The sequence below is a fragment of the Mesorhizobium sp. RCAM 05104 genome, from assembly GCF_059683645.1.
Genome location: NZ_CM185033.1, coordinates 6,647,489 through 6,668,507, shown reverse-complemented (window position 1 = coordinate 6,668,507; position 21,019 = coordinate 6,647,489). Strand labels below are relative to the sequence as shown.

The 21,019-nt window shown below is 61.9% G+C and carries 23 protein-coding genes and 1 tRNA gene; 17 read left to right on the top strand and 7 right to left on the bottom strand.

What is annotated here, in order from left to right; all coding sequences use genetic code 11:
- Positions 1–16 precede the first annotated feature (16 nt).
- Positions 17–775 (top strand): RadC family protein, encoded by a 759-nt coding sequence (radC, locus tag AC56QP_RS32585; protein ID WP_489861807.1) that lies wholly within the window; start codon positions 17–19, stop codon positions 773–775.
- A gap of 56 nt (positions 776–831) precedes the next feature.
- Here the strand turns inward: radC and AC56QP_RS32580 are convergent, their stop codons facing one another.
- Positions 832–1,497, bottom strand: coding sequence for a TetR/AcrR family transcriptional regulator (locus AC56QP_RS32580; protein ID WP_489861808.1), 666 nt, complete (start codon positions 1,495–1,497; stop codon positions 832–834).
- Between the two features lie 147 nt (positions 1,498–1,644).
- On the opposite strand from AC56QP_RS32580, the gene AC56QP_RS32575 reads away from it, so the two are divergent.
- The 6 genes from AC56QP_RS32575 to AC56QP_RS32550 all read left to right on the top strand — a co-directional run bounded on the left by AC56QP_RS32575 (position 1,645) and on the right by AC56QP_RS32550 (position 6,741).
- A complete protein-coding gene (locus tag AC56QP_RS32575; RefSeq protein ID WP_497100916.1) occupies positions 1,645–2,454 on the top strand; it encodes a class I SAM-dependent methyltransferase in 810 nt (269 codons plus the stop codon).
- Positions 2,455–2,496: 42 nt separating this feature from the next.
- A complete protein-coding gene (locus tag AC56QP_RS32570) occupies positions 2,497–2,916 on the top strand; it encodes a hypothetical protein (protein ID WP_497100917.1) in 420 nt (139 codons plus the stop codon).
- A gap of 68 nt (positions 2,917–2,984) precedes the next feature.
- Complete coding sequence (locus tag AC56QP_RS32565; protein ID WP_489861811.1) at positions 2,985–3,563, top strand: hypothetical protein; 579 nt, start codon at positions 2,985–2,987, stop codon at positions 3,561–3,563.
- A gap of 128 nt (positions 3,564–3,691) precedes the next feature.
- Positions 3,692–4,543, top strand: coding sequence for a dienelactone hydrolase family protein (locus AC56QP_RS32560; protein WP_497109006.1), 852 nt, complete (start codon positions 3,692–3,694; stop codon positions 4,541–4,543).
- Between the two features lie 116 nt (positions 4,544–4,659).
- Positions 4,660–5,667, top strand: a complete 1,008-nt coding sequence (locus AC56QP_RS32555) for an OmpA family protein (protein ID WP_489861813.1) — start codon at positions 4,660–4,662, stop codon at positions 5,665–5,667.
- A gap of 318 nt (positions 5,668–5,985) precedes the next feature.
- Complete coding sequence (locus AC56QP_RS32550) at positions 5,986–6,741, top strand: hypothetical protein (RefSeq protein WP_489863460.1); 756 nt, start codon at positions 5,986–5,988, stop codon at positions 6,739–6,741.
- Between the two features lie 389 nt (positions 6,742–7,130).
- On the opposite strand, the gene AC56QP_RS32545 is transcribed toward AC56QP_RS32550, so the two are convergent.
- Positions 7,131–7,352, bottom strand: coding sequence for a hypothetical protein (locus AC56QP_RS32545; protein ID WP_489861814.1), 222 nt, complete (start codon positions 7,350–7,352; stop codon positions 7,131–7,133).
- Here AC56QP_RS32545 and AC56QP_RS32540 point away from each other — a divergent pair.
- From AC56QP_RS32540 to AC56QP_RS32510, 7 genes are all read left to right on the top strand, one after another.
- Positions 7,351–8,538 carry a carbohydrate kinase family protein gene (locus tag AC56QP_RS32540; protein ID WP_489861815.1) on the top strand — a complete coding sequence of 396 codons (1,188 nt, stop codon included), beginning with the start codon at positions 7,351–7,353 and terminating at the stop codon, positions 8,536–8,538. The genes AC56QP_RS32545 and AC56QP_RS32540 overlap by 2 nt on opposite strands.
- 72 nt (positions 8,539–8,610) lie before the next feature.
- Positions 8,611–9,387 (top strand): glutamine amidotransferase, encoded by a 777-nt coding sequence (locus tag AC56QP_RS32535; protein WP_489861816.1) that lies wholly within the window; start codon positions 8,611–8,613, stop codon positions 9,385–9,387.
- 93 nt (positions 9,388–9,480) lie between these two features.
- Entirely contained in the window at positions 9,481–10,251 is a 771-nt protein-coding gene (locus tag AC56QP_RS32530) for an ATP-binding cassette domain-containing protein (RefSeq protein WP_489861817.1), read from the top strand.
- A gap of 34 nt (positions 10,252–10,285) precedes the next feature.
- Entirely contained in the window at positions 10,286–11,272 is a 987-nt protein-coding gene (locus tag AC56QP_RS32525; protein WP_489861818.1) for an autoinducer 2 ABC transporter substrate-binding protein, read from the top strand.
- A gap of 8 nt (positions 11,273–11,280) precedes the next feature.
- Positions 11,281–12,267, top strand: coding sequence for an ABC transporter permease (locus tag AC56QP_RS32520; RefSeq protein WP_497100918.1), 987 nt, complete (start codon positions 11,281–11,283; stop codon positions 12,265–12,267).
- The gene (locus tag AC56QP_RS32515) at positions 12,264–13,223 is read left to right on the top strand and encodes an ABC transporter permease (RefSeq protein ID WP_489861820.1); all 960 of its coding nucleotides are present in this window, start codon (positions 12,264–12,266) and stop codon (positions 13,221–13,223) included. The genes AC56QP_RS32520 and AC56QP_RS32515 overlap by 4 nt, the downstream gene beginning before the upstream one ends.
- Positions 13,223–14,539 (top strand): M20 family metallopeptidase, encoded by a 1,317-nt coding sequence (locus AC56QP_RS32510; RefSeq protein WP_489861821.1) that lies wholly within the window; start codon positions 13,223–13,225, stop codon positions 14,537–14,539. Before AC56QP_RS32515 ends, AC56QP_RS32510 begins: the two co-directional genes overlap by 1 nt.
- Positions 14,540–14,633: 94 nt before the next feature.
- Here the strand turns inward: AC56QP_RS32510 and AC56QP_RS32505 are convergent, their stop codons facing one another.
- Both AC56QP_RS32505 and tig read right to left on the bottom strand, forming a co-directional pair.
- Positions 14,634–15,158: a hypothetical protein gene (locus AC56QP_RS32505; protein ID WP_489861822.1), complete on the bottom strand. Its 525-nt coding sequence runs from the start codon at positions 15,156–15,158 to the stop codon at positions 14,634–14,636.
- 163 nt (positions 15,159–15,321) lie between these two features.
- The gene (gene tig / locus AC56QP_RS32500) at positions 15,322–16,797 is read right to left on the bottom strand and encodes a trigger factor (RefSeq protein WP_489861823.1); all 1,476 of its coding nucleotides are present in this window, start codon (positions 16,795–16,797) and stop codon (positions 15,322–15,324) included.
- Positions 16,798–17,139: 342 nt separating this feature from the next.
- On the opposite strand from tig, the gene AC56QP_RS32495 reads away from it, so the two are divergent.
- Positions 17,140–17,224: transfer RNA gene (locus tag AC56QP_RS32495), tRNA-Leu, on the top strand.
- A 28-nt stretch (positions 17,225–17,252) separates the two neighbouring features.
- Here the strand turns inward: AC56QP_RS32495 and AC56QP_RS32490 are convergent.
- From AC56QP_RS32490 to AC56QP_RS32480, 3 genes are read right to left on the bottom strand one after another with little or no spacing between them, the layout of a single operon-like run.
- On the bottom strand, positions 17,253–18,701 hold the full coding sequence (locus AC56QP_RS32490) for an aromatic amino acid lyase (protein WP_489861824.1): 1,449 nt from the start codon (positions 18,699–18,701) through the stop codon (positions 17,253–17,255).
- A gap of 28 nt (positions 18,702–18,729) precedes the next feature.
- Positions 18,730–19,314 (bottom strand): GDYXXLXY domain-containing protein, encoded by a 585-nt coding sequence (locus AC56QP_RS32485; RefSeq protein WP_489861825.1) that lies wholly within the window; start codon positions 19,312–19,314, stop codon positions 18,730–18,732.
- A complete protein-coding gene (locus tag AC56QP_RS32480; RefSeq protein ID WP_489861826.1) occupies positions 19,311–20,429 on the bottom strand; it encodes a DUF2157 domain-containing protein in 1,119 nt (372 codons plus the stop codon). Before AC56QP_RS32480 ends, AC56QP_RS32485 begins: the two co-directional genes overlap by 4 nt.
- A gap of 237 nt (positions 20,430–20,666) precedes the next feature.
- Between AC56QP_RS32480 and AC56QP_RS32475 the strand changes: the two genes are divergently transcribed.
- Positions 20,667–20,807, top strand: coding sequence for a DUF1127 domain-containing protein (locus tag AC56QP_RS32475; protein WP_013531315.1), 141 nt, complete (start codon positions 20,667–20,669; stop codon positions 20,805–20,807).
- A gap of 50 nt (positions 20,808–20,857) precedes the next feature.
- Positions 20,858–20,998: a DUF1127 domain-containing protein gene (locus AC56QP_RS32470; RefSeq protein ID WP_256750565.1), complete on the top strand. Its 141-nt coding sequence runs from the start codon at positions 20,858–20,860 to the stop codon at positions 20,996–20,998.
- Positions 20,999–21,019 lie beyond the last annotated feature (21 nt).

The following is a 21,019-nucleotide window of genomic DNA, read 5'->3' as shown; positions in this document are numbered from 1 at the left end:
AAATGCGGAGCGGCTTGTGGGGACAGGAAGCGACGACGACGAGCGGAGTTTCTTCTCCGAGGCGCCGATCCGGCCTGCGGCGAAACCCGTGACGTTCGACGAAAAGCCACATTATCTCGGCCATCGCGACCGCTTGCGCGAGCGCTTTGCCGCTGCCGGTCCGGACGCCCTGCCCGATTACGAGCTGCTGGAGCTCCTGCTGTTTCGCCTGATCCCTCGCGCCGACACCAAGCCGGTCGCCAAGGCGCTGCTGGCGCGCTTCGGCACGCTGGCCGAAGTGCTGGGCGCGCCGGTCGGCCTGCTGCAGGAGGTCAAGGGCATCGGTCCGGCGGTAGCGCTCGACCTGAAAGTCGTCGCGGCGACCGCGCAGCGCATGGCGCGCGGCGAGGTTCGCGGCCGCGAAGTCCTCTCGTCATGGCAGCAGCTTCTCGACTATTGCCGCTCGGCCATGGCATTCGAGGAGCGCGAGCAGTTCCGCATTCTGTTCCTCGACAAGAAGAACGCGCTGATCGCCGATGAGGTGCAGCAGGTCGGCACCGTCGACCACACGCCTGTCTATCCGCGCGAAGTGGTCAAGCGCGCCCTCGAACTCTCGGCGACCGCGATCATTCTGGTGCACAATCATCCATCGGGCGACCCGACGCCGTCGCGCGCCGATATCGAGATGACCAAGGAGATCATCGACGCGGCCAAACGGCTGGGCATCGCCGTGCATGATCACATCATCATCGGGCGGAAAGGCTATTCCAGCATGAAGGGCCTGTTGCTGATCTAGGGCGACAACCAATGTGCCGACGAAGCCGGGCGGCATCGCTCCGTCATTTTCCGGCACTACTTTCCTTGACTGTTCGCCCTCAGCAATTGGCTGCAGGCAATGTCGCCGAACCATTGCTCATATGCCTCGGGCGTCCAGCCACGCTCACCCACAAGCAGCAGCCAGAGATCCGGATGATTGAGCGTCCATAGAATGTCGGCGGCGCGCGTGACGTCGAGATCAGGTCGCAGCGCATTCTTGGCGGCGATCGTCGTGACGATGGCGCGCTGGTTGTCATAGAACGACACTTGGATGCGCCGCCACAGCTTGTCGATGTCCGGGTCCAGAGGTGCCGCGCTGCGGATCACGCCTGTGATCGCGCCAATCCGCTGTTTGACCATCCGCGAGTTGCGAGCGTTGAGGCGAAGCTGTCGCTGCGGATCCGGCTCCTCCATTACCTCGCGATACCATGGCAGGGCGCCGACCGGCGCTGCGTCCTCGGCGCCGCGCAAAAGCAGATCCCACAGCGCGTTCAGCACGCCGCCCTTGGTCTCGAACGCAAGATAGACCGTCTTGAAGGAGACGCTCGCCGCGGCCGCGATCGCGTTCATCGTGGTCGCCCCATAGCCCTGCCCTTCGAACAGCCTTTGGGCCGCTTCGAGGATCACCTTCCGCGTTTCAGCCGCCTGATCACGACGACGTGATGAGTTGTAGCTGCGCTTGGGCTTGACCGGTGCTTTCATTTGGATACAGTCTCACTGTAGTTAATACTCTTTGCGAGTAATCAATAGCAGGATACGTCTCATGGACGCCAGAAAAATCATCGGCCAGACGATTGAATCGCCGGGCCCGGCAGGGGAATCTCCGAAGCCCGCGCGCATCTTCACGGTATGTGGGACGCCGTCGCGGAGGCATGGGCCGAGCACGCGGACTACATCGACACGCGCGCTGCGGGGATCACGAGCAAACTGCTCGACCTGTCGTCACCCCGTCCGGGCGAACGCGTGCTCGAACTGGCTTGCGGTGCAGGAGGGGTGGGCCTCGCGGCGGCAAGACTGGTTACGCCTGGCGGCGAGGTTGTCCTGTCGGACGTCGTCGCAAGCATGACGGCGATCGCCGCCTCTCGCGCCGCAGCTCTTGGCGTCCACAATGTGCGGACGCGAGAACTCGATCTCGAGAGCATCGACGAGCCGGATTGCTCCTACGATGTCGTTCTCTGCCGCGAGGGACTGATGTTCGCCTTCGATCCCGCCAAGGCGGCGCGTGAGATCTTTCGCGTGTTGCGGCCGGGCGGCCGGGTGGCGCTGGCAGTGTGGGGACCGCGCGAACGCAATCCCTGGCTCAAGCTCATCCTCGATGGGGTGAGCGCACAGACCGGAAAGCAGGCGCCGCCGCCGGGCAGGCCGGGGCCCTTCTCGCTCCAGGACAAGGCCAAGCTGGCGGATATCCTCCTCGGCGCCGGACTCGCTGATGTCTCGGTCAGTGAGTTGGCCGTATCCACCCAAGCCAGTTCCTTCGAGGAATGGATGGCGAGAACGACCGCGCTGGCCGGGCCGCTCGCGGCATTGCTTGCTTCAATGCCCGAGGCCGCAAGGCAAGCTCTGCAGGTCCGTCTGCGTGAGGCGGCGGGGCCCTTCACGACATCCACTGGTCTGGACTTTCCGGGCCTGACGCTGTTGGCGACGGGACGCCGGAAATAGTCGGACGAACCGCGCGCGCCTCCCGTCGCCGAAGACGCGCCCATGTTGGGCACTCAGCAAAAGATCAAGGGAAGATCCATGGTCCGCATTGACCGCTATTACATCGTTGCAGCTGCCACCTATCTTGTTTCCGGCCTGTGTCTCGGAATCGGCATGGGGATCACTGAGAACTTTCAGTACGTTGCAGTTCACGCTCACATCAACCTGGTTGGTTGGGCTTCGCTGTGTTTGTACGGGCTCGTGGTGCGGGCATTCCCCGAATTGCAGGCATCGAAGCTGGCGCCTTGGCAATTCGCGATGGCGAACCTGGGAGCAATCATGTTTTTGCCCGGCATTGCACTTGCCGTTGCGCAGGTCACGTCCGCGCTCGCAATCGCTGGCGCTTTGATTTGGCTCGCCGGAGCCCTCCTGTTCCTGACCATGTGCATTGGCCTGGTGCGGCGGGGTCCCGAACCCGGTTGACCTCCTTTGCGCTGGCGCCTCCGCCCCAGAAACGACGTTTGAAATGCGGCGGCGTCGCAAAGTCCCGCATGGCCGTCTCACCGATACCGCCGTTCCAGCCGGCTCATCATACCCGCAAAGCACGAAAGGTCCTGAAGACAATGATCCATCACATATCCATCCCGGCCTCCGAACCTCGCCACGTCGCGGACGTTCTCGCCGAGCTCATGGACGGGCGCTGCTATCCCTTCCCCGGACCCGTCTCTGGTGCTTTCATGGCTGTCAGCGGCGACCCGCGCGGAACGATGATCGAAGTCTATCCGCGCGCCATGGTGCTCAGGCCGGGCAAGGGCGGTGACGGCCCGGCCTTTGTCGACACAGTTGAATCGGGCATCGGTAGTCCGCCAGATCTCACGGCGTTTCATGCCCTTCTGTCGGTTCCGCGTGAGCGGGAGGAGATCGAGCGGATCGGCGCGAGAGAAGGATGGCTCACCAAATACATAGGGCGCGGGGCACCTGGCCGGGCACCTGTCTTCCACGTCATCGAGCTATGGATCGAGAACTGGTTCATGCTCGAGGTTGTCACGGAGCAAATGGCTGCCGGCTATGCTGACGTGATCCAATTCCAAAGGTTGGACCAGCATTTTCAACAAAATACCACGGCTTGACGGCCAAGGGACTCCGGTTCCTCCTCGTCAATGGAATGCAATTTAGAGAGCGCCTGACATCGTTGCCCGGACAAAACGAGTAGGTTGCAAACTTTGGATTTCAGTCATCTTGGGCTCGTAGGTCAACTATGAAGAAACTCGTCTTCGCTTCCGCACGATGCCGCGATCTTGCCTTTTGCGTTTGCGCTTTCCTTCTTTCAAATCTCTCAGCAACGGCAGAGCCGGTGACCTTCGCCGGGCAAGGGTTGATGCTGCATGGCGAACTCTTTCGACCAGACGGCCCGGGTCGGTTTCCGGCCGTCATAGCCCTGCATGGTTGCGCCGGCCTATATGGGCGGCATGATGATCTGGCGCCGCGCCACGCCGATTGGGCCAAGCGGCTGGTCGCCGAGGGCCATGTCGTGCTCTTTCCCGACAGTTTCGGGTCCCGGGGTACCGGGCCTCAGTGCAAGGTCGGGGATCGGATAACACGACCGGCAAAGGAGCGTCGGGACGATGCTTTCGCGGCCAAGGCCTATCTGCAGGGTCGCGCGGACGTCGACCCCGGGGCCATATCCCTCCTCGGCTGGTCCAACGGTGGTTCAACGGTCCTTTATACCGTAGGGCAGAAGCGACCCGCTCAGGATGGGGGACCTGATTTCGCAAAGGCGATTGCCTTCTATCCCGGTTGTCGCCTCCCTCTCGCGCATGGCGATTGGCACGCCCGGGTCCCGCTGCTGATCTTGATCGGTGCGGCCGACGACTGGACGCCAGCCAAGCCTTGCAAAGACTTGGCGACACGGGCGCAAGCAGTCGGCGAGCCGGTATCCATTGTCGTCTACCCCGATGCCTATCACGACTTCGACCATCCGAACCTGACGGTTCATGAAACGGCCGACCTTGCCTTCACGGCCGACGGCAGCGGCTCGGCACATACGGGCACCAGCCCGGCGGCTCGCGCCGATGCAATTCGACGGGTACCCGCTTTCCTGGCGAACTGATGGCGTCGCCACACCTCGTATCCCACCGACACGGGGCGCACTGCCAGGCAGATGCGCACAGCAGGGCGCTTGCCGCCCTCAGATCCAACAGTAAGAAGGTATTAAAAGGTATTAAAATGAAACAAGTCAATCGAGTGAGCATGATCACAAAACTTGTTTACACCATCACCTTCATCTGCTTATCCAATCCTTCTGCTTCAGCAAACGACATTGCCGGCTGCTCTGATGTTGGCGGCCTAAAAAGGTTTATTGATTCCTCTATCGTCATGTGCGAGCGGCACGATTTTGATACTTATACTCTTCCAACCGGGAAGAACACCGGCTTCGATTTCGATTCAAACAAGGCAGAATTTGAATCCTCGATGAATATCGAGGGTCGCCTGGTTGAGAACGTCTATGCCATCCCTCCTGCTGTTTCCTCGGTCGATGTCTTTCGTAACTACAAGGCGGATCTGGCAGCGAATGGATACCGGATTCTGTTTCAGGCTGAGCGGGATGCCACGGGTCCCCATCTTGGTTCCTTTTTTGAAACCACGGGGCCTGGCACACAGATCTGGGGCTATAGCCCCGATCAGGCGCGCTATATCGCGGCCGTGAAGGAAGAAGGCGGCGCCAAGACGTACATTGCCCTCTACGTCATCGAATCTCAGGACGGTTACGACCCCAATTTCAGTCCACAGAAGGGCCAGGCCATGGTTCGCCTCGATGCGGTACAAGTTGGGGCGCTCGAAGACCGTATGGTCCCGGCTTCGGCTGCCGATATCTCGAAGGATTTCGAGGCTGACGGCAAGGCTGCCCTGTACGGTATTCTCTTCGATTTCGACAAAGCGACGATCAAGCCGGAATCTCGACCCGCACTGGATGAGATCGCCAAGTTCCTCCAGCAGAATCCCGCTCAGAAAGTATATTTGATCGGGCATACCGACAGTGTCGGCGGTTTTGATTTCAATATGCAACTTTCCAAGGCTCGAGCAGCCGCTGTCGTCGACGATCTTTCCCGAACTTACCATCTTGAGACCAGCCGAATGATGTCGAGCGGCGTTGGTCTCCAGGCGCCTGTCGCTTCAAACGCAACAGAGGAAGGCCGAGCCAGGAACCGTCGCGTCGAGATGGTGCCGCAGTGACGCCAAAATGGGGCTGAGCGCCCTTGGTCTACCGCCACGATTATCATCGATCCGCCAAGCGGTGGCTTCCGCATCGCGCATCTGACCGTGACTTATGCTTTCGTCATCGACTTCCCTTGCTCCAACGCCTTTCCGATAAACCACTCGACGACCGTTAGCGTGCCACCGGTTGGCAATCAGGTCCATGGCGCCTGCGAGTTGCCAGCGTCGCGCATCGAAACCGCATTTGTCTAAAGTTTACCCTGTGCAATTAGCGATTCCTCATATGACGCTGCTATAGCGATTGGGCGGAGGGTGGCGATTCCCCGAGGAGACACCATGACAAACCGAAAAACACTGTTTGCGGCGCTTGCCGCGTTGGCGCTTGTGGCGTCTCCCGCGCTCGCCGGAGCCGGTGGTAACGGGCACGGCGGCGGCAACGGCGGCGGCAATGCTGGCGGCAATGGCGGTGGCAATGCTGGCGGCAATGGCAACAGCGGCGCCTCGCATGGCAAGTCCGCGTCGGCCCCAGGCCAGGTGGCCAAGGCGGAAACGGAGACCACGGTCGACACGACGCAGGTCGCGTCCGTGCCCAACAACAAGAACATCCATGCCAAGCTTGGCCGGCTGAACTCGCTGCAGCGCAACATCAACGCCTATATGCATTCCAAGAGCAAGAAGTTCGCTGCCATTCAGGCGTTTGTCACGCAGTCGGCGACTGCCAAGAACGCCCAGGCCGCGGCCGATGCGGCAGCCGCCACAGCCGCCGCCGCCCAGGCTCAATTGGATGCCCTGAATGCGCAGCTGACCGCGCTGCAGGCGGACCCGTCCGCCGCGGCTGCACAGATCCAGGCCCTGCAAGACCAGATCACTGCTCAGCAGTCCGTTGTCGACGCCGACAACGCGGCCGCCACCCAGGCCCAGGCGGACGCTGCCGCGGCCACCGTCGGCACCGATCAGGCGTCGCTCGAAGCAGCTCTTTCGGATATGGCCAACAAGCCCGTCGACGCCCAGGTCACAGCTTGGGCCGAAGGCGTCCTCGCCGACAAGATCGACCAGATGGCCGCCACGATGCAAGCGGGGGCGACACCGTAGGACATCGCGACCGAAACGGCAGGAACCAGTCAAGCAAGATGCCGCCGGGCTTTACCCCGGCGGCATCGCTGTTTCCTGGCCATTGAAAAGAAACCGGGCCGTCGCGAACCAACCGAAGAGTTGGGCAGCAGAGCGGCCAGACGCCTCATCGGTCTGGTCGAGGGCAACATCGAAGTCAAATCCGGAATGGAATTCGCCATGCCGAGACTGATCATGCGCGAAAGCTGCGGCGGAAGCCGTAACGCGCCGGACTGCTTCTAAAGATCTCGGAAAAGTCACCCTGTCCCGATTGTAGCGCGCTACCTCCACGGTTCGCCCACCAACTCCATCCAGCCTCCGCGCGGACGGCTGCCGTGGCCCTCCAGGCGATGAATCATGCCGAACCCCGATCACACCTCATCGATCGAATAAAATGCAGAAAATTCGCCTGCACAATCTTTTTTGCTGGAAAATTGAAAATCGTTCAATCTTGGAAAGATCAGTTCCAGCGCCGACCATGAGGCGGGAAAATTTCCCAAATCAAACGGGAGACGGCCTACTTTTTGGAAGATCATTTCATTGAGGCGCGGCATTTCCACTGTTACCGTTTGAAACGCTTCAATTGGAACCATGCAATTGCAACGCAAGCGCCCGACCATAGCGGATGTCGCTCGAACCGCCGGTGTCTCCATCGGCACGGTATCGAACTTCATCAATGGAACCGCCAGCCTCAAGGAAGGCACGCGCGACCGCATAGAAAAGGCGGTTGCTGCGTTGATGTACCGGCCCAGCTCGTTTGCACGCTCGCTCCCCGGCCGCGCGCCGCGCAGGCCAAAGAACCTCGATCATCTGCCGAGGCTTCTGGTCGCCGGCCGGGTGAGTGTCGACTTCCTTTGCCGCGTCGACGTGTTGCCGCATCGCGACGACCGGATCACCGCCAGCCATATCGAAAAGGCACTGGGCGGGCCGGCTGCCAATCTCGCGGTTGCCGCCGCCGGCGTCGGCGCCCCCTACGCTCTTGACGTGGAACTGGCGACGGCGGTCGGCGAGGATCCCGAGAGCGACTGGGCGCTGGGGGAGCTTTCGAAACTGGGCGTCCACGCCTTGCCGATCCGCAGCACGCCCAACAACCGCCTCTCGCAGGCGATCGTGATCATCGAGCGCAACGGCAGCCGCACGATCATCAGCGAACCGTTTGAGCTTGGCGAGGTCGACCTGACCGCCAACCTCGACATCCAGCCCGAGCAGCGCCCGGCCTGTCTTCACATCGAAGGCTTTCACTATGAAACGATGACCGCATCCATAGCGCGCTTTCATCAGGCCGGCTGGAAGGTGAGCCTGCATTCGGCCGGCCTGCCCAAAAGCGCGCGCACCCCGGAAATCTTCACGCAGATGGTCAAACAGATCGACCTGACCTTCATCAACGACGTGATGATGCGGGAGATTTTCGACTTCCGCTCCCGGATGGCGACGATGATCGAAGAGGTGCGGCTGATGCTGTCACGCATCAAGCCGCGCGGAACGGTCGTGCTCACCCTCGGCGAATTCGGCGCGGTCGTCTTTCCGGCGAGTGGCGGCCCGCAGATCGAGGTGCCGGCGCTGCCGGTCAACCGCGTCGACGCGACCGGCGCCGGCGATAGCTTTGCCGGGATCTTCCTCAGCCTCTGGCTGCACGGCGCGTCGCTGGAAGACGCCGCCCGCCATGCGGCGATTGGCGCGAGCCTGACGACGACCGTCGAAGGCGCGCAGGGCCATATCGCCGACTTTGCGACATTGAAGGCTGCCGTCTTGGCGAACAGCGCCATGATGGCAAGCTAGATCAATGGCTTATCGACTTTGCAACCAACAGCAGACAGCCGTCCCATCTGGCGAAATCAGGAGAACATGACCATGGCGAAAACAAAAGTGCTTCTGGTCGGCGAGAGCTGGGTGAGTTCGGCGACCCACTACAAGGGGTTCGATCAGTTCGGCAGCGTTACCTTTCATCTGGGCGCAACGCCTCTGGTTGATGCCCTGAAGGACAGCGAATTCGATCTTGATTACATGCCGGCTCACGAGGCTGTCGAGAAGCTGCCTTTCACCATGGAGGGCCTGTCGCAATACAAGGCAATCATCCTTTCCGATATTGGCGCGAACTCGCTCCTGCTCCACCCCGATGTCTGGCTGCACGGCAAGACGGTACCCAACCGGCTCAAGCTTCTGCGCGACTGGACGCTGGCCGGTGGCGGCCTGATCATGATCGGCGGCTATTTCAGCTTCCAGGGCATAGACGGCAAGGCCCGCTGGCATCGCACGGTGGTCGAGGACGCCTTGCCGGTGACCTGCCTTCCCAACGATGACCGGCTTGAAATCCCCGAAGGCTTTCGGCCCTCGATCACCGGCCCCAGTGATCATCCGATTTTTGCCGGCATCGAAGGCGACTGGCCGCTGCTGCTCGGCGCCAACGAGGTCATTGCCCGCGATCGGGATGATGTCGAGGTTTTGGCGCGGTTGCCGCAGGACCAGGGCGGGCATCCCCTGCTGGTCACCGGACGTCATGGCGAGGGGCGCACCCTGGCGTGGACATCGGATATCGGCCCGCACTGGCTGCCGAACAGCTTTGTCGAATGGCCCGGCTACGCGCGCCTGTGGACCAATGTGCTGCGCTGGGTCAGCAAGGCCGTCTAATGCATGTCGCCCAAAAGTGCGCAGCGGTTTTGGGACAACGACTTGCATGAAAACAAGGATTTAAGGCCAATCAGCAACCGCTGGGGAACCGCCATGACAGAACCGTTTCTAGTGGCCAGGAACATCGCCAAACGCTTCGGCGCGCTGACCGCGCTTGTAGATGTCGACCTGGAGATCCGCTCCGGCGAAGTGCTGGCGCTTCTCGGCGACAATGGCGCCGGCAAATCGACCTTCATCAAGATTCTTGCCGGCGCCCATCCGCCCAGCGATGGCGAACTCGTCATCGAAGGCAATCCGGTGGCCTTTTCCTCGCCCAAGGATGCCGCGTCATCGGGGATCGCGACGATCTTCCAGGAACTGGCGCTTTCGGAAAACCTTTCGATCGCCGAAAACGTCTTTCTGGGCCGCGAATTGAAACGCTCCATTTTTGGCATTCCGTTTCTGAAGCGCAAGGAAATGCGCCAGCGCGTCGACGACCTTCTGCAGGAACTCGACGCTCATATCTCCGACCCGGAAGCCCCCGTCGGCAGCCTGTCGGGCGGTCAACGCCAGGCCGTCGCCATCTGCCGGGCGCTCAATCTGAACGCCAGGCTGGTCATCATGGATGAGCCGACGGCGGCCCTTGCCGTTGCCGAGACCCGCAAGGTCCTGGCACTGACGCGGCGGCTTGCCGCGCGCGGCTGCGCCGTCGTCCTTATCAGCCACAACATTTCCGAAGTCTTCGAAGTCGCCGACCGCATCGTGGTGTTCCGGCGTGGCCGCAAGGTGGCTGAGCGGCTGGCAGCCGAGACCAGTCACGAGGAAGTCGTTTCGCTCATAACAGGCGCTCATCCCGACGTGCGGGCGCTCGAAAAAACAAACTGAAACGCACGTCATTTCCAGAGAGGATCAAACCACAATGCTTTCACAGTTCAAAAAAGCGCTCGCGGTCTCCGTGCTGTCACTGGTTGTCGCAACCGCGGCGCATGCCGCCGACAAACACAAGGTCGCCTTCGTCCCGCAGCTGATCGGTATCCCCTACTTCAACGCCATGGAGGCCGGCGGCAATCGCGCCGCCAAGGACCTGGGCGTCGATTTCATCTATTCGGGTCCCGTCGACACCAATCCGGTCGACCAGTTGCAGATCGTCCAGAACCTGATTGACCAGGGCGTCGAGGCGGTCTCGGTCAGCGTTCTCGATGCCTCCAGCATCGCTCCCGTGGTCGAGAGCGCCAAGGCGAAGGGCATCAAGCTGTTCACCAGCGACAGCGATGCGCCCGACAGCGGCCGCGCGGTCTATGTGGCCCAGGCGACCGACGAAGGCCTCGGCACGACGATCGTCGACGAACTCGTCAAGCGCGTTGGCGAGGATGCAACGATCGGCATCGTGTCCGGCGAAGCAACGGCGTCCAACCTCAACGCCTGGATCGGCTTCATGCAGAAAGAAGCCGCCGCGAAATATCCGAAGCTGAAGCTGCTCTCGCCGCAATTCGCCGGTGGCACCGCTGAACGCGCCGCGCAAATCTCCGGCGACCTGATGGCCGCCAACCCCGATATCAAGGCCATCATCGCCGTTGCCTCCTCGACATGCCCGGGCGTTGCCCAGGCCATCGAAACCGCCGGCAAGATCGGCTCTGTCATCGGCGCCGGCTATTGCAGCCCGAACACGGCACGGTCCTACCTGAAGAGCGGCGCCTTCGGCTTCACCGTGCTGTGGGACCCCGAGCAGCTCGGCTACCTCACGGTCTGGGCCGGTAAGCAGCTGATCGACGGCAAGACCTTCGAGGCGGAAAACAAGATTTCCGGCCTCGACAAGCCCGTCACCTATGACGCCGCGAAAGGCATTCTGCTGCTCGGGCCGCCGGCCGTCTTCACCAAGGACAATGTCGACAAGTTCAACTTCTGAGCCCTGGCATGAACGCGGTGCGGCAGTTTGGAAACGGTGTCTTCTCCATGAACGGGCGGGAGTGGTCTCTGCTTGTCGCCTGTTTGCTGGCGGTCATCATCTTTTCTGTCGCATCGCCCCACTACGCGACGTCAGGCAATGCAGCCACGGTCTTGCGCAATAGCGTCGAACTGTTGCTGATCGGCCTTGGCATGACATTGTTGCTGGCCATGGGCGGCATCGATGTGTCGATCGGCATCGTCATGGGTCTGGCGGCCATCGCAATCGGTCGCGTGCTCGGTGCCGACGGCAATCCGCTGCTGGCGCTCGTCGCAGGCCCTGTGGTGGGCGCGCTGCTGGGATGCGTCACCGCCACTGTCGTCGTCCTCGGCCGCGTTCCGGCGATCGTCGGAACGCTCGGCCTGCTCGGCGTCTACCGCACGGCTGTCTTTGTCCTTCTTGGCGGGCAATGGCTTTCCGGCTTGCCCGCGAGCCTCACCAATCTGCTTGCAACCACCGTGCTCGGCGTCCCCGTCCCTGCCCTGGTGATTGCCGTTGCCTATCTGGTCGTCTGGCTGGCGTTGCGGCGAACCCCCTATGGGCTGCACTTGCTGGCGATCGGCAATTCGGAGGAAAAGGCGCGACTGTCGGGCATCCCGGTCATCAAGACCCGCTTCATGACCTTCGTCATCAGCGGGGTCCTGACCGGCATTGCCGCCACCTTCTATGTCGCCACCTACCGCAATGTGGAAATGACGATCGGCAGCACGCTGGCGCTCGATGCCATTGCCGCGGTCATTCTTGGCGGCACAAGCATATTGGGCGGCAGATGTAGCCTGATCGGCACGGTGCTCGGCGTGCTTCTGCTGAGAATTCTTCAGAACGGACTGCTTTTGATCGGTGTCCCCTCTCTCTGGCAGCCTGTCGTCACCGGCGTTCTCATCATCGGCGTGCTTGGCTTCGAAGCCATCTCCAACCGCTTCCCTGTGGTCCAGCTCCTGCGAGCCCGCGCATGAGGACGCTCCGGAATCTGCAGGGCCCGGCCCTCACCCTGAGTTTGCTGTGCGGGCTTTGGCTGATCGTGATTGTCGGCCTGCTGGCGCTCAAGCCTTCAGTCTATAATCTCGGCACAGTCACCACCATTCTTCAGTTCTCGACGATCCTGGCCCTGGTCGGCCTTGGGCAAGGGCTGGTCATCATGGCCGGCGGCGCCGGCATAGACCTGTCGGTCGGCGGCGCGGTATCACTCTCCGCCATCGTCGGAATGCTTTGCGTCAAGCTGGGATTGCCTCCCGTTCTGCTGCCTGTCGTCTGCATTCTGGCGGGCGCGATGCTCGGTGCCTTGAACGGATGGCTGGTGAACGGGCTCGCGCTTCTTCCCTTCATCGCGACACTGGGCACATTCTTCGTCTATTCCGGCGCGGCACTCGCCGTCACCGGCGGCGCGGCCCAGGCAGGCGTACCCTCCTGGCTGCTCCTGTGGGGACGCGGCGTCGTCATGGGCATTCCCGTGCCCTTCCTCACGCTTGCCATCCCCTGCTTTGCCCTGGCCGGCCTGGTGCTGCTCTCGACGGCGTGGGGGCGCTGGATCTACGCGATGGGCTTCAATGAACGCTCGGCCAAACTGGTCGGCATTCCGGTCGACCGCGTTCGCTTCATCCTCTATTCCTTGAGTGGCGCGCTCGCCGGTGCCGCGGGTCTCGTCTCGCTCGCCTGGCTCGGCAGCGGCAGGCCCAATATCGGTCAGAACCTCGAGCTCGAATCGCTGACTGCCGCCATGCTTGGGGGCATCGCCATCACCGGCGGACGTGGCGGCGTCGGCGGCGTGTTCGCGGCCGTCCTGCTTCTGGTCACGCTGAAGACCGGTCTTCTGCAACTGAATATCAACACGGTCTGGCAGGTGGGAATTGTCGGCGCCCTACTGGTTTTCGTCCTTCTCGTCGACCGACTTTCCCAACGTTGGAGATCATAATGCCGTCCATTGAAGAGATCATTGCCGCGCGCGTCGAGGCAACCGCCGACCGCATCGTCGCGACGCTGAGCGATCTCGTCGCTTTCCCCTCGATTGTGAAATCCAATCCGAAGGACGCCGGCCCCGGTGAGCGTGATTGTCAGCTATATCTGCAAAAACGCATCGAGGCGCTTGGCTTCTCGACCGACCTCTGGGACCCGGACGGCCCGGCGCTCTATGAAAAATACAAGGGCCGCGCCGGCGCCAACAAGGGCAGGACGTTCGAGGGTAGACCCAATCTGGGCGGCGTCCTGAAGGGCACGGGCGGCGGGCGTTCCATCATGCTGACCGGCCACATCGACGTCGTCCCACCGGGCGCCGCCGGACATTGGACGACCGACCCGTTCCAGCCCGTTCTCAAGGACGGATTTCTGCATGGTCGCGGCACCGTCGACATGAAGGGCGGCGTTGCCTGCATGCTGATGGCCATCGAAATCCTGAAGGAGCTCAACATTCCCCTGTCCGGAGACGTCGTCTTCACGACCGTCGTTGACGAGGAAATCGGTGGCATGGGTTCGCTCGCCATGGTCGATCGCGGCTTTCACGCCGACGCCGGCATCATGACCGAACCGACGGCGAACAAGATCGCGCCGCTCTGTCACGGCATTTTGTGGGGAAAGATCATCATCGACGGTATAGGCGGCCATGCGGAACTGACGCCGAATGCCTGGTACTCGAGCGGCCCGGTCGATGCCGTCCAGCTTTGCCGGCAGATCCTCGACGGCATAGACATCCTCAACCGGCGTTGGATGTTCGATCCGAAGAAGAACCATCCGCTGATGGACCTGCCGAACCAGATCATCGTCACCCAGATGAGTGCTGGCGAACACCCCTCCTCCATGGCAGGTCGCGGCGAAATCATCATCGACGCGCAGTATCTGCCGAGCGAACATGACGCGTTCAAGCTGGGCGGCAACGTCAAGCGCGAAATCGAAGAGCACATCGCCAATGTCTGCCAGGCTGATCCCTATCTGCGGAAGCATCCTGCCCGTGTCGAATGGATCCTCGACGCGGATTGCGCCGAGATTCCGTCGGACAATCCGTTCGTCGGCGTCTTCCAGGAGGCCGTCAGGGAAGCCAAGCTGTCGCCGGTCCTGAGCGGGTTTGGCGCACACAGCGACATCGGCCTGCCGACCGGCCTTGGCAACACCCCGACCGTCAACTTCGGCCCTGGCGACCCGGCACAGGCGCATCAGCCGAACGAGCGCGTTTCAGTGCGCGATCTCGTCGATTGCACAAAGGCGATTGCAATCGCCATCGAGAAATGGTGCCGCTGACGCGACGACAAGGTCGCCTTCTTCAGCGATGCCAATAGCGGGATGAGGCCGCCCAAAGACGTCGCGCCTGTCCTGCCCTGGCCTCGCGCTGCGATTACGGCGGATCGGTGTTGCAGCTGCCGGCAATCTGGTCGACGGCTTTGCCGAGCCCGGCGAGATCGAAATCGGCCTCGCCGCGCCCCGACAGCAGCCCGAACCGCCAGGAAAGCAGCAGTCGGCTGGCGGAAACAAGGCGTCTGATGCCGTCGGCACCGTCGCGAACCAGCATCCTGCCGCGCGGCCCGACCGACCAACTCTCCGCGAACTTGCTGCCCTGGTCGACCGTGACAGACATGGTGATCCTGCGGCTGGCTGAGACGGCGTCATTCAGCTGCAGCCATTCAGTCCATCGCGGTTCGCTGTTTGCCCGGCAGGCAATCGTCAGGATCGGGCTGTAGCTCAGGGCGCCACCGCCGGTGATCAGCTTGTTGGTTGCATAAAGCGATGCCGTGACGAGACCGTCTTCGCCCGTGCCGAACCGCCAATTATCAAGAACCGTATCGGCTTGGGCAATGCCACAGACCGAGACAAGAACCAGCGCGATTGCCGCAGCGTGTCCCACTTCAACCAACAGCCTCAACACGCCCTCCAACAGCCAAGCGGCTTGCAATACAAGCGCAGATAAGAATCAAAGCTTGGTATCGCTACAGGCCGTCGCTCGAGAAGCGTTCCCGCTGTGGCAGTTTCGCAACAAAAAAGGCCGCCTCGAGGGCGGCCTTTCCTGTTTCAACGAAATTCTCGAATTATTCGGCGTCCTTGGTGGCCTTCTTCTTCGGCGCTGCCTTCTTCTTGGGCTCTTCCGCCTCGTCGGCCTTCTTGTCGTCGGCCTTCTTGGCGGCGGCCTTCTTCGCCGGCTTCGCCTTGGTCGTGGTTTCGGCCTCCTCATCGTCGGCCATCAGCTCTTCCTTGCTGACCTTGACGTCGGTGACGGAGATCTGGCCGAGTAGATGGTCGACCACTTTCTCCTCGAACATTGGCGCGCGCAGCGTGTTCAGCGCTTCCGGATTGCTGCGATAGAACTCGAAGACTTCCTGCTGCTGGTTGGCCGGATAGCGACGCACCTGCTCGAACAGACCGCGCTGCAACTCTTCATCCGACACGGTGACGCCGGCCTTCTCGCCGATTTCAGCCAGCACCAGGCCGAGACGCACGCGGCGCTCGGCGAGACGCAGATATTCGGCGCGTGCCTCTTCTTCCGTCGTCTCTTCGTCGGCGAAGGTGCGTCCGGCCGCTTCCAGGTCACGATTGACCTGCGCCCAGATGTTGTTGAACTCGGCGTCGACGAGCTTCGACGGTGCCTCGAACGAGTAGGACGCGTCGAGCTGGTCGAGCAGCTGGCGCTTGACCTTCTGGCGCGTCATGGCACCGAACTGGTTCTCGATCTGGCCACGCACCACGTCACGCAGGCGCTCCAGCGACTCCAGACCGAGGTTCTTGGCGGTCTCGTCGTTGATTTCCAGCGCGCCGGGCTGGGAGACTTCCTTGACGGTGACGTCGAAGGTCGCTTCCTTGCCGGCCAGGTTCGCCGCCTGGTAATTCTCCGGGAAGGTCACGGTGACCTGCTTTTCGTCACCGGCCTTGGCGCCGACCAGCTGATCCTCGAAACCCGGGATGAACTCCTTGGAGCCCAGCACCAGCGGCTGATCGGTGCCGGCGCCGCCAGCGAAGGCCTCGCCGTCGATCTTGCCGACATAGTCGATCGTCACGCGGTCGCCATTGGCGGCCTTGCCGGTCTTCGGCTCGTAGCTGCGTGCCGATTCGGCAACGCGCTGGACCTGCTCGTCGATCTCGGTGTCAGGCACGTCGAACACCTGACGCGTCACCTTGATGTCGGAGAAATCCTTGATCTCGATCGCCGGAATGATTTCGTAGTTGAGGCGGAATTCGAAGTCGGCGCCGCCAGCCAAGATCTTCTCGGCTTCCTTCTCGTCCTCGGTCATGATGACCTCGGGCTGCATGGCGGCCTTTTCGCCGCGGCCCGAAATGATCGAACGGGTCGAATCGTTGAGGATCTCATTGACCACTTCGGCCATGAACGACTTGCCGTACACCTTGCGCAGGTGCTGAACCGGCACCTTGCCGGGACGGAAGCCGTTGATGCGGACCTTGTTCCTGGCGTCCGAAAGCCGCGCCATCAGCTTGGCTTCCATGTCACCGGCCGGCACGGTGATCTTGATCTCGCGCTTGAGACCGGAGTTGAGTGTTTCGGTGACCTGCATCGTAAAACCTTTGTTTTCACCAATGAGGCTGCCAAACGGCTTTCTGCCGTTTACAGCCTGCCGGTATATTCTTGCCGGGAATGGCTTTTGGCACGGAACCTGGCGATTTGACCGAAAATACGGCTCAAATTCTCCCAAACTGCGTTCCAAAATGTGAATAAGTCTTTGTTTTTCCTACTTCTTATCACATTTTGTAGAAGCGGATCGTCGCGTCCCGTCACATTCGACACGCCTTTTGTCACAGGCGAGCCTAATTTTCAACCATCTTCGCATTTCGGCGAATAACCATCATTTTGGCCCTGACATTGACAGAATGATGGCCACATGAGATTGCCGGTTCATGCGGATGTGGCGGAACTGGTAGACGCCCTGGATTTAGGTTCCAGTGCCGAAAGGCGTGGGGGTTCGAGTCCCTTCATCCGCACCAAGCCGCCTGCCATTCCTGGCATCGGTGTCTAGGCCTCGAACGCTCTGCCTGTGAACCACTCGGCCAGCTTTGCAAGCTCCGGCCCCAGCACGCGATCCTCGCCGACAGGCGGCACGACGCCTCTGATTTCGTCGACGAATGACCGCAGGGCCGGCGGAGCCGTGCGTTCGGTGACGTGCAACGCCTGCGAGGCCATCATCGCCAGCATCGCCATCGCCGCGTCGACGCAGCGGCCGGCGGTCGCCTCCTTGGTCCATGCGAAGAACGCCGTGGTGGCGACATCATCCTGCCCGGCGCCGGCCGATTCCGTCCCCGGAATGAAGGTGCGCTGGGCGGCAAGCTTGGCCTGCTCGAGATAGCCGGTGATCGCCATCGGCACATAGCCGACATTGCCGTGGCCATCGCTGTCGGCCCAATGCCGTCCAGTCATCAGGAGATCGGGCAGCAGCGACACCTTGCCATTCAGAAGCTTGGAGGCGTGACGGTCGCAGAGCAGGCAGATATCGGCCCATATCGCCGCGAGGTCGTCCAACGCCGGCGTCGCCATGGCGTTGTGATAGCCCCCCGTGCTGATGCAGCGCCCGAACGGATGCGCCTCATCGGGCGGGATGTACACTGGATTGTCCGATATCGAGGCCAGCGAGACATCTGCCGCCCGCTCGGCCGACGAGAGTGCGCGATGCGCCTGGCCGAGAACACGCGGCACGATGCGGTAGCTGACCGGCGCCTGATAGTTGCGCCTGCCATCTCCAGCATCGACCAGAAATTGCCGCAGCCCCTGGAGGGCCGCCGCCTCGTGCTCATCGCCCCAGAGTGTCTCGAGCGCCGCGTCGTAGTGTTCGAGCGGGGCGCGAAACGCTTCGATCGACAGCGCGAACACCTTGTGCGCGATCCGGATACGGCGGCGTGCCGCGAGCGCTGCGTCGGCCACCAGAGCGGCAGCACAGGGCGAGCCGTTGATCAGCGAGCCCCGTTCCTTGACCTCCAGGTCGAAACGCGTCGAAAGCTCGGCAAACAGCGGATAGAGCGCCAGGATTTCGCCGGCGCCGCCCTGACCTGCGGCCGGCACCATTGGCATCGGGCCGCCGTCGAGCATCGCGGCAACGGCGAGCGCGATGCGCGGCGTGGTGGCGGCGTTGCCCTCGATGAAGTTCGTCAGCCGGGCAAGCACGATCGCCCTGACCACGCGATCAGGCAAAGGCTCACCGAACGAAGTCGCGGCGGCGAACGCCTTGATGCGCGCATGGCGGTCCCGCTCGTCATGCGCGAGCCGTTGGCTCGCCAGTTCCCCCATGGCGGTGGTGACACCATAGATAACCGGTGGCGGATCGGTTTCAATCAGCTTCAGGAACGAGGCGCGGCAGTCGGCGATGCGCCGCAAGGCTGTCTCGCCGATCTCCACCGTGTCCTTTTTCCAGGCGACGCGCAAAACGGTGTCGAGGTTGATATCTTCACGTGTCGTCAGGATGACTGGCATGCTTCACACCACGGCAGGCACGGACATTCTAGTAAAGCGGCTCCTCGAACAGCGTCTTGTCGCCATCCACCAGCGCCTTGATCTGGGCGGTGCCATCGCCGGAGAGCGCGAGGCGTATCCCGAACGGGCGCACCCGCATGTCGTTCTGGATCGCCATCCCCTCGCCTTCCGGCAGGTAGAAGCGTTCGATGCCATAATCCGGCGCGATGGTCATTCCCTCGCCACGAAGATCCCAGCCTTCGGCGACATGGCCTGATATATCGGCCTCGTCGGCGGCGGCCGGCGTCGGTGCCTTGCCGAACCAGGCGGTGGTCGGCGTCCAGTAGCCCTCGGCGCCCTTCTTCAGGCGGACGACGATCGACGTGTCGTCGCTGGAGAGTTTGTCGGCCGGAATGTTGGCGATCATTTTCACCGGTATCCGCGAAATCTCGTAGCCGAGGATGATGTAGTCGCCGCGCAGGAGATCGCGTGGATCGACGGGTTCGATCTTCAGCAGCACCTCCTTGCCGTTGCGCAGGATTGCCGCCCGGCCGGCGATGATCCAGCTCAGGAAGCCTATCTGGACGAGCGCCAGCACCAGCGCCGAGATGATCAGCCGCTTTCCGGTCATCATGCCGTGGCTCCCCCGGTTGCTGGACCTTTCATGCGCTTCTCCACGCGGATGATGACGAGCGCAAGGATGCCGAGCAGCACCGCGGCCGCAAGGAAGAAGCCAGCCGTGTCGAGCATCGATTGCAAGGTCACGACATAGATGATGGCGAGTTCGAAGGCGAAGCCGAGATAGGCGAGCCAGCGCAGCCCGCGGCTCTCCCGGCCCGCCAGCACGATCGCCGCGACGATACCGGCCAGCGCGACGACCGAGGCGATGGCAAAACCGCTATTGTAGGTGCTTTCATCGGCCAGTTCGAACTGGATCATCGCCAGGCCGGTGAGGAAGCCGAGCAGCGCGTGCAAGGGCAAGCGACCGCCGAGCTGGACGATCTTGTCGACCGGATCCGGCGCGAAGACTGAGGCCGCGAACAGCAGCACCGACACGATGACCAAGGGGATCGCCACCTGCAGCGTCGCGTGATCCATGGCGAACAGGACGAGGTAGAAGAGCAGCGACAGGATAATGAGGTGCCGCGCCGGCTGGCTGCGGGTCCAGAACGAGACGACAAACAGCACGATCGCCATAACGACGAAGGCATGCGGAAATTCGCTGCGATTGAAATAGTCGAACCCTTTCAGGAACAGCCATGCATCGGCGATGCCGACCGATGCGACGGTCAGCGGGTTCGAACGCAGCGCGATCGCCGCCAATGCCGTACCAGCACCCCAGGTGACCAAAGCAGACGCCTCGTCGCCGGACAGATGATACATCTGGCCTATCAGCGCGATCGAACCGCCGAAAGCCGCGGCCGCCACGATCCACAGCGCCTCGCCGATCGCCGCATGGTCGCGCGTCTTCAGCACCGCGCCGCCGACATAGCCGCCAAGGATGACGGCAAACAGTGCCGCTACGCGTGCCAGCCGCGGGATCGCGTCCCAGTTGGCGGCGACGAAAATCAGGATGGCGGCGCCGAACAGCAAGGCGGCCATCATCGCCAGGATCGAACCGAAGTTGAGTGATTTGCGCTCGTTGGCCTCGACATCGCGCGCAAGGGAATCGGCGGTCGCCGCGTCGATCAGGCCGGTCTGTTGCCAGCGCGCGATATCGGACCTGATCCGCGACGAATAGCTCGCCATGTTGCCCCTTCCCCCGTTTGGTCTTTTTTTAGCCGATCCGGTCAAACCGTTGACGCAACGGCATTTTCCGATTCGGGTTTCTTTGTGTCAGGTCCGTGAACGCGCGTTAATGTTGCATTGCACAATTTGCATTGCTGCCATGCAGCCATAGCGCTTTTAAATCGATATGGGTCCGCCTATTTATGCTTCGTACACAAAGACGGAATGATCCGGAAGAAAGACGAAACGAGAAATACCATGAACCTGATCCGCAACTACCGCAACTGGCGCCGCTACCGGGACACTGTCTCCGAGCTGAGCCGCCTGAGCAACCGTGAACTGACCGACCTCGGCATCAGCCGCAGCGACATTCCTTACGTCGCTCGCAAGGCGGTCTAAATTCTTCGGACCGCAAATGGTCCGAACCAGTTTTGAAAAAGAGAACGACAATGAACCTGATCCGCAACTATCGTAACTGGCGCGTTTATCGCGAGACGGTTTCCGAGCTGGGTCGCCTTTCGAACCGCCAGCTGCATGATCTTGGTATCGTCCGCGACGAAATCAAGAGCGTCGCCCGCCGGGCGATCTAATCCAGGAATTTCGCCAGGGTC

Coding starts and splice junctions, on each gene's coding strand:
- AC56QP_RS32580 (WP_489861808.1), bottom strand. CDS start 1,497: ATGAAAGCACCGGTCAAGCCCAAGCGCAGCTACAACTCATCACGTCGT.
- AC56QP_RS32575 (WP_497100916.1), top strand. CDS start 1,645: ATGTGGGACGCCGTCGCGGAGGCATGGGCCGAGCACGCGGACTACATC.
- AC56QP_RS32570 (WP_497100917.1), top strand. CDS start 2,497: ATGTTGGGCACTCAGCAAAAGATCAAGGGAAGATCCATGGTCCGCATT.
- AC56QP_RS32565 (WP_489861811.1), top strand. CDS start 2,985: ATGGCCGTCTCACCGATACCGCCGTTCCAGCCGGCTCATCATACCCGC.
- AC56QP_RS32560 (WP_497109006.1), top strand. CDS start 3,692: ATGAAGAAACTCGTCTTCGCTTCCGCACGATGCCGCGATCTTGCCTTT.
- AC56QP_RS32555 (WP_489861813.1), top strand. CDS start 4,660: ATGAAACAAGTCAATCGAGTGAGCATGATCACAAAACTTGTTTACACC.
- AC56QP_RS32550 (WP_489863460.1), top strand. CDS start 5,986: ATGACAAACCGAAAAACACTGTTTGCGGCGCTTGCCGCGTTGGCGCTT.
- AC56QP_RS32540 (WP_489861815.1), top strand. CDS start 7,351: ATGCAATTGCAACGCAAGCGCCCGACCATAGCGGATGTCGCTCGAACC.
- AC56QP_RS32545 (WP_489861814.1), bottom strand. CDS start 7,352: ATGGTTCCAATTGAAGCGTTTCAAACGGTAACAGTGGAAATGCCGCGC.
- AC56QP_RS32535 (WP_489861816.1), top strand. CDS start 8,611: ATGGCGAAAACAAAAGTGCTTCTGGTCGGCGAGAGCTGGGTGAGTTCG.
- AC56QP_RS32530 (WP_489861817.1), top strand. CDS start 9,481: ATGACAGAACCGTTTCTAGTGGCCAGGAACATCGCCAAACGCTTCGGC.
- AC56QP_RS32525 (WP_489861818.1), top strand. CDS start 10,286: ATGCTTTCACAGTTCAAAAAAGCGCTCGCGGTCTCCGTGCTGTCACTG.
- AC56QP_RS32520 (WP_497100918.1), top strand. CDS start 11,281: ATGAACGCGGTGCGGCAGTTTGGAAACGGTGTCTTCTCCATGAACGGG.
- AC56QP_RS32515 (WP_489861820.1), top strand. CDS start 12,264: ATGAGGACGCTCCGGAATCTGCAGGGCCCGGCCCTCACCCTGAGTTTG.
- AC56QP_RS32510 (WP_489861821.1), top strand. CDS start 13,223: ATGCCGTCCATTGAAGAGATCATTGCCGCGCGCGTCGAGGCAACCGCC.
- tig (WP_489861823.1), bottom strand. CDS start 16,797: ATGCAGGTCACCGAAACACTCAACTCCGGTCTCAAGCGCGAGATCAAG.
- AC56QP_RS32490 (WP_489861824.1), bottom strand. CDS start 18,701: ATGCCAGTCATCCTGACGACACGTGAAGATATCAACCTCGACACCGTT.
- AC56QP_RS32485 (WP_489861825.1), bottom strand. CDS start 19,314: ATGATGACCGGAAAGCGGCTGATCATCTCGGCGCTGGTGCTGGCGCTC.
- AC56QP_RS32480 (WP_489861826.1), bottom strand. CDS start 20,429: ATGGCGAGCTATTCGTCGCGGATCAGGTCCGATATCGCGCGCTGGCAA.
- AC56QP_RS32475 (WP_013531315.1), top strand. CDS start 20,667: ATGAACCTGATCCGCAACTACCGCAACTGGCGCCGCTACCGGGACACT.
- AC56QP_RS32470 (WP_256750565.1), top strand. CDS start 20,858: ATGAACCTGATCCGCAACTATCGTAACTGGCGCGTTTATCGCGAGACG.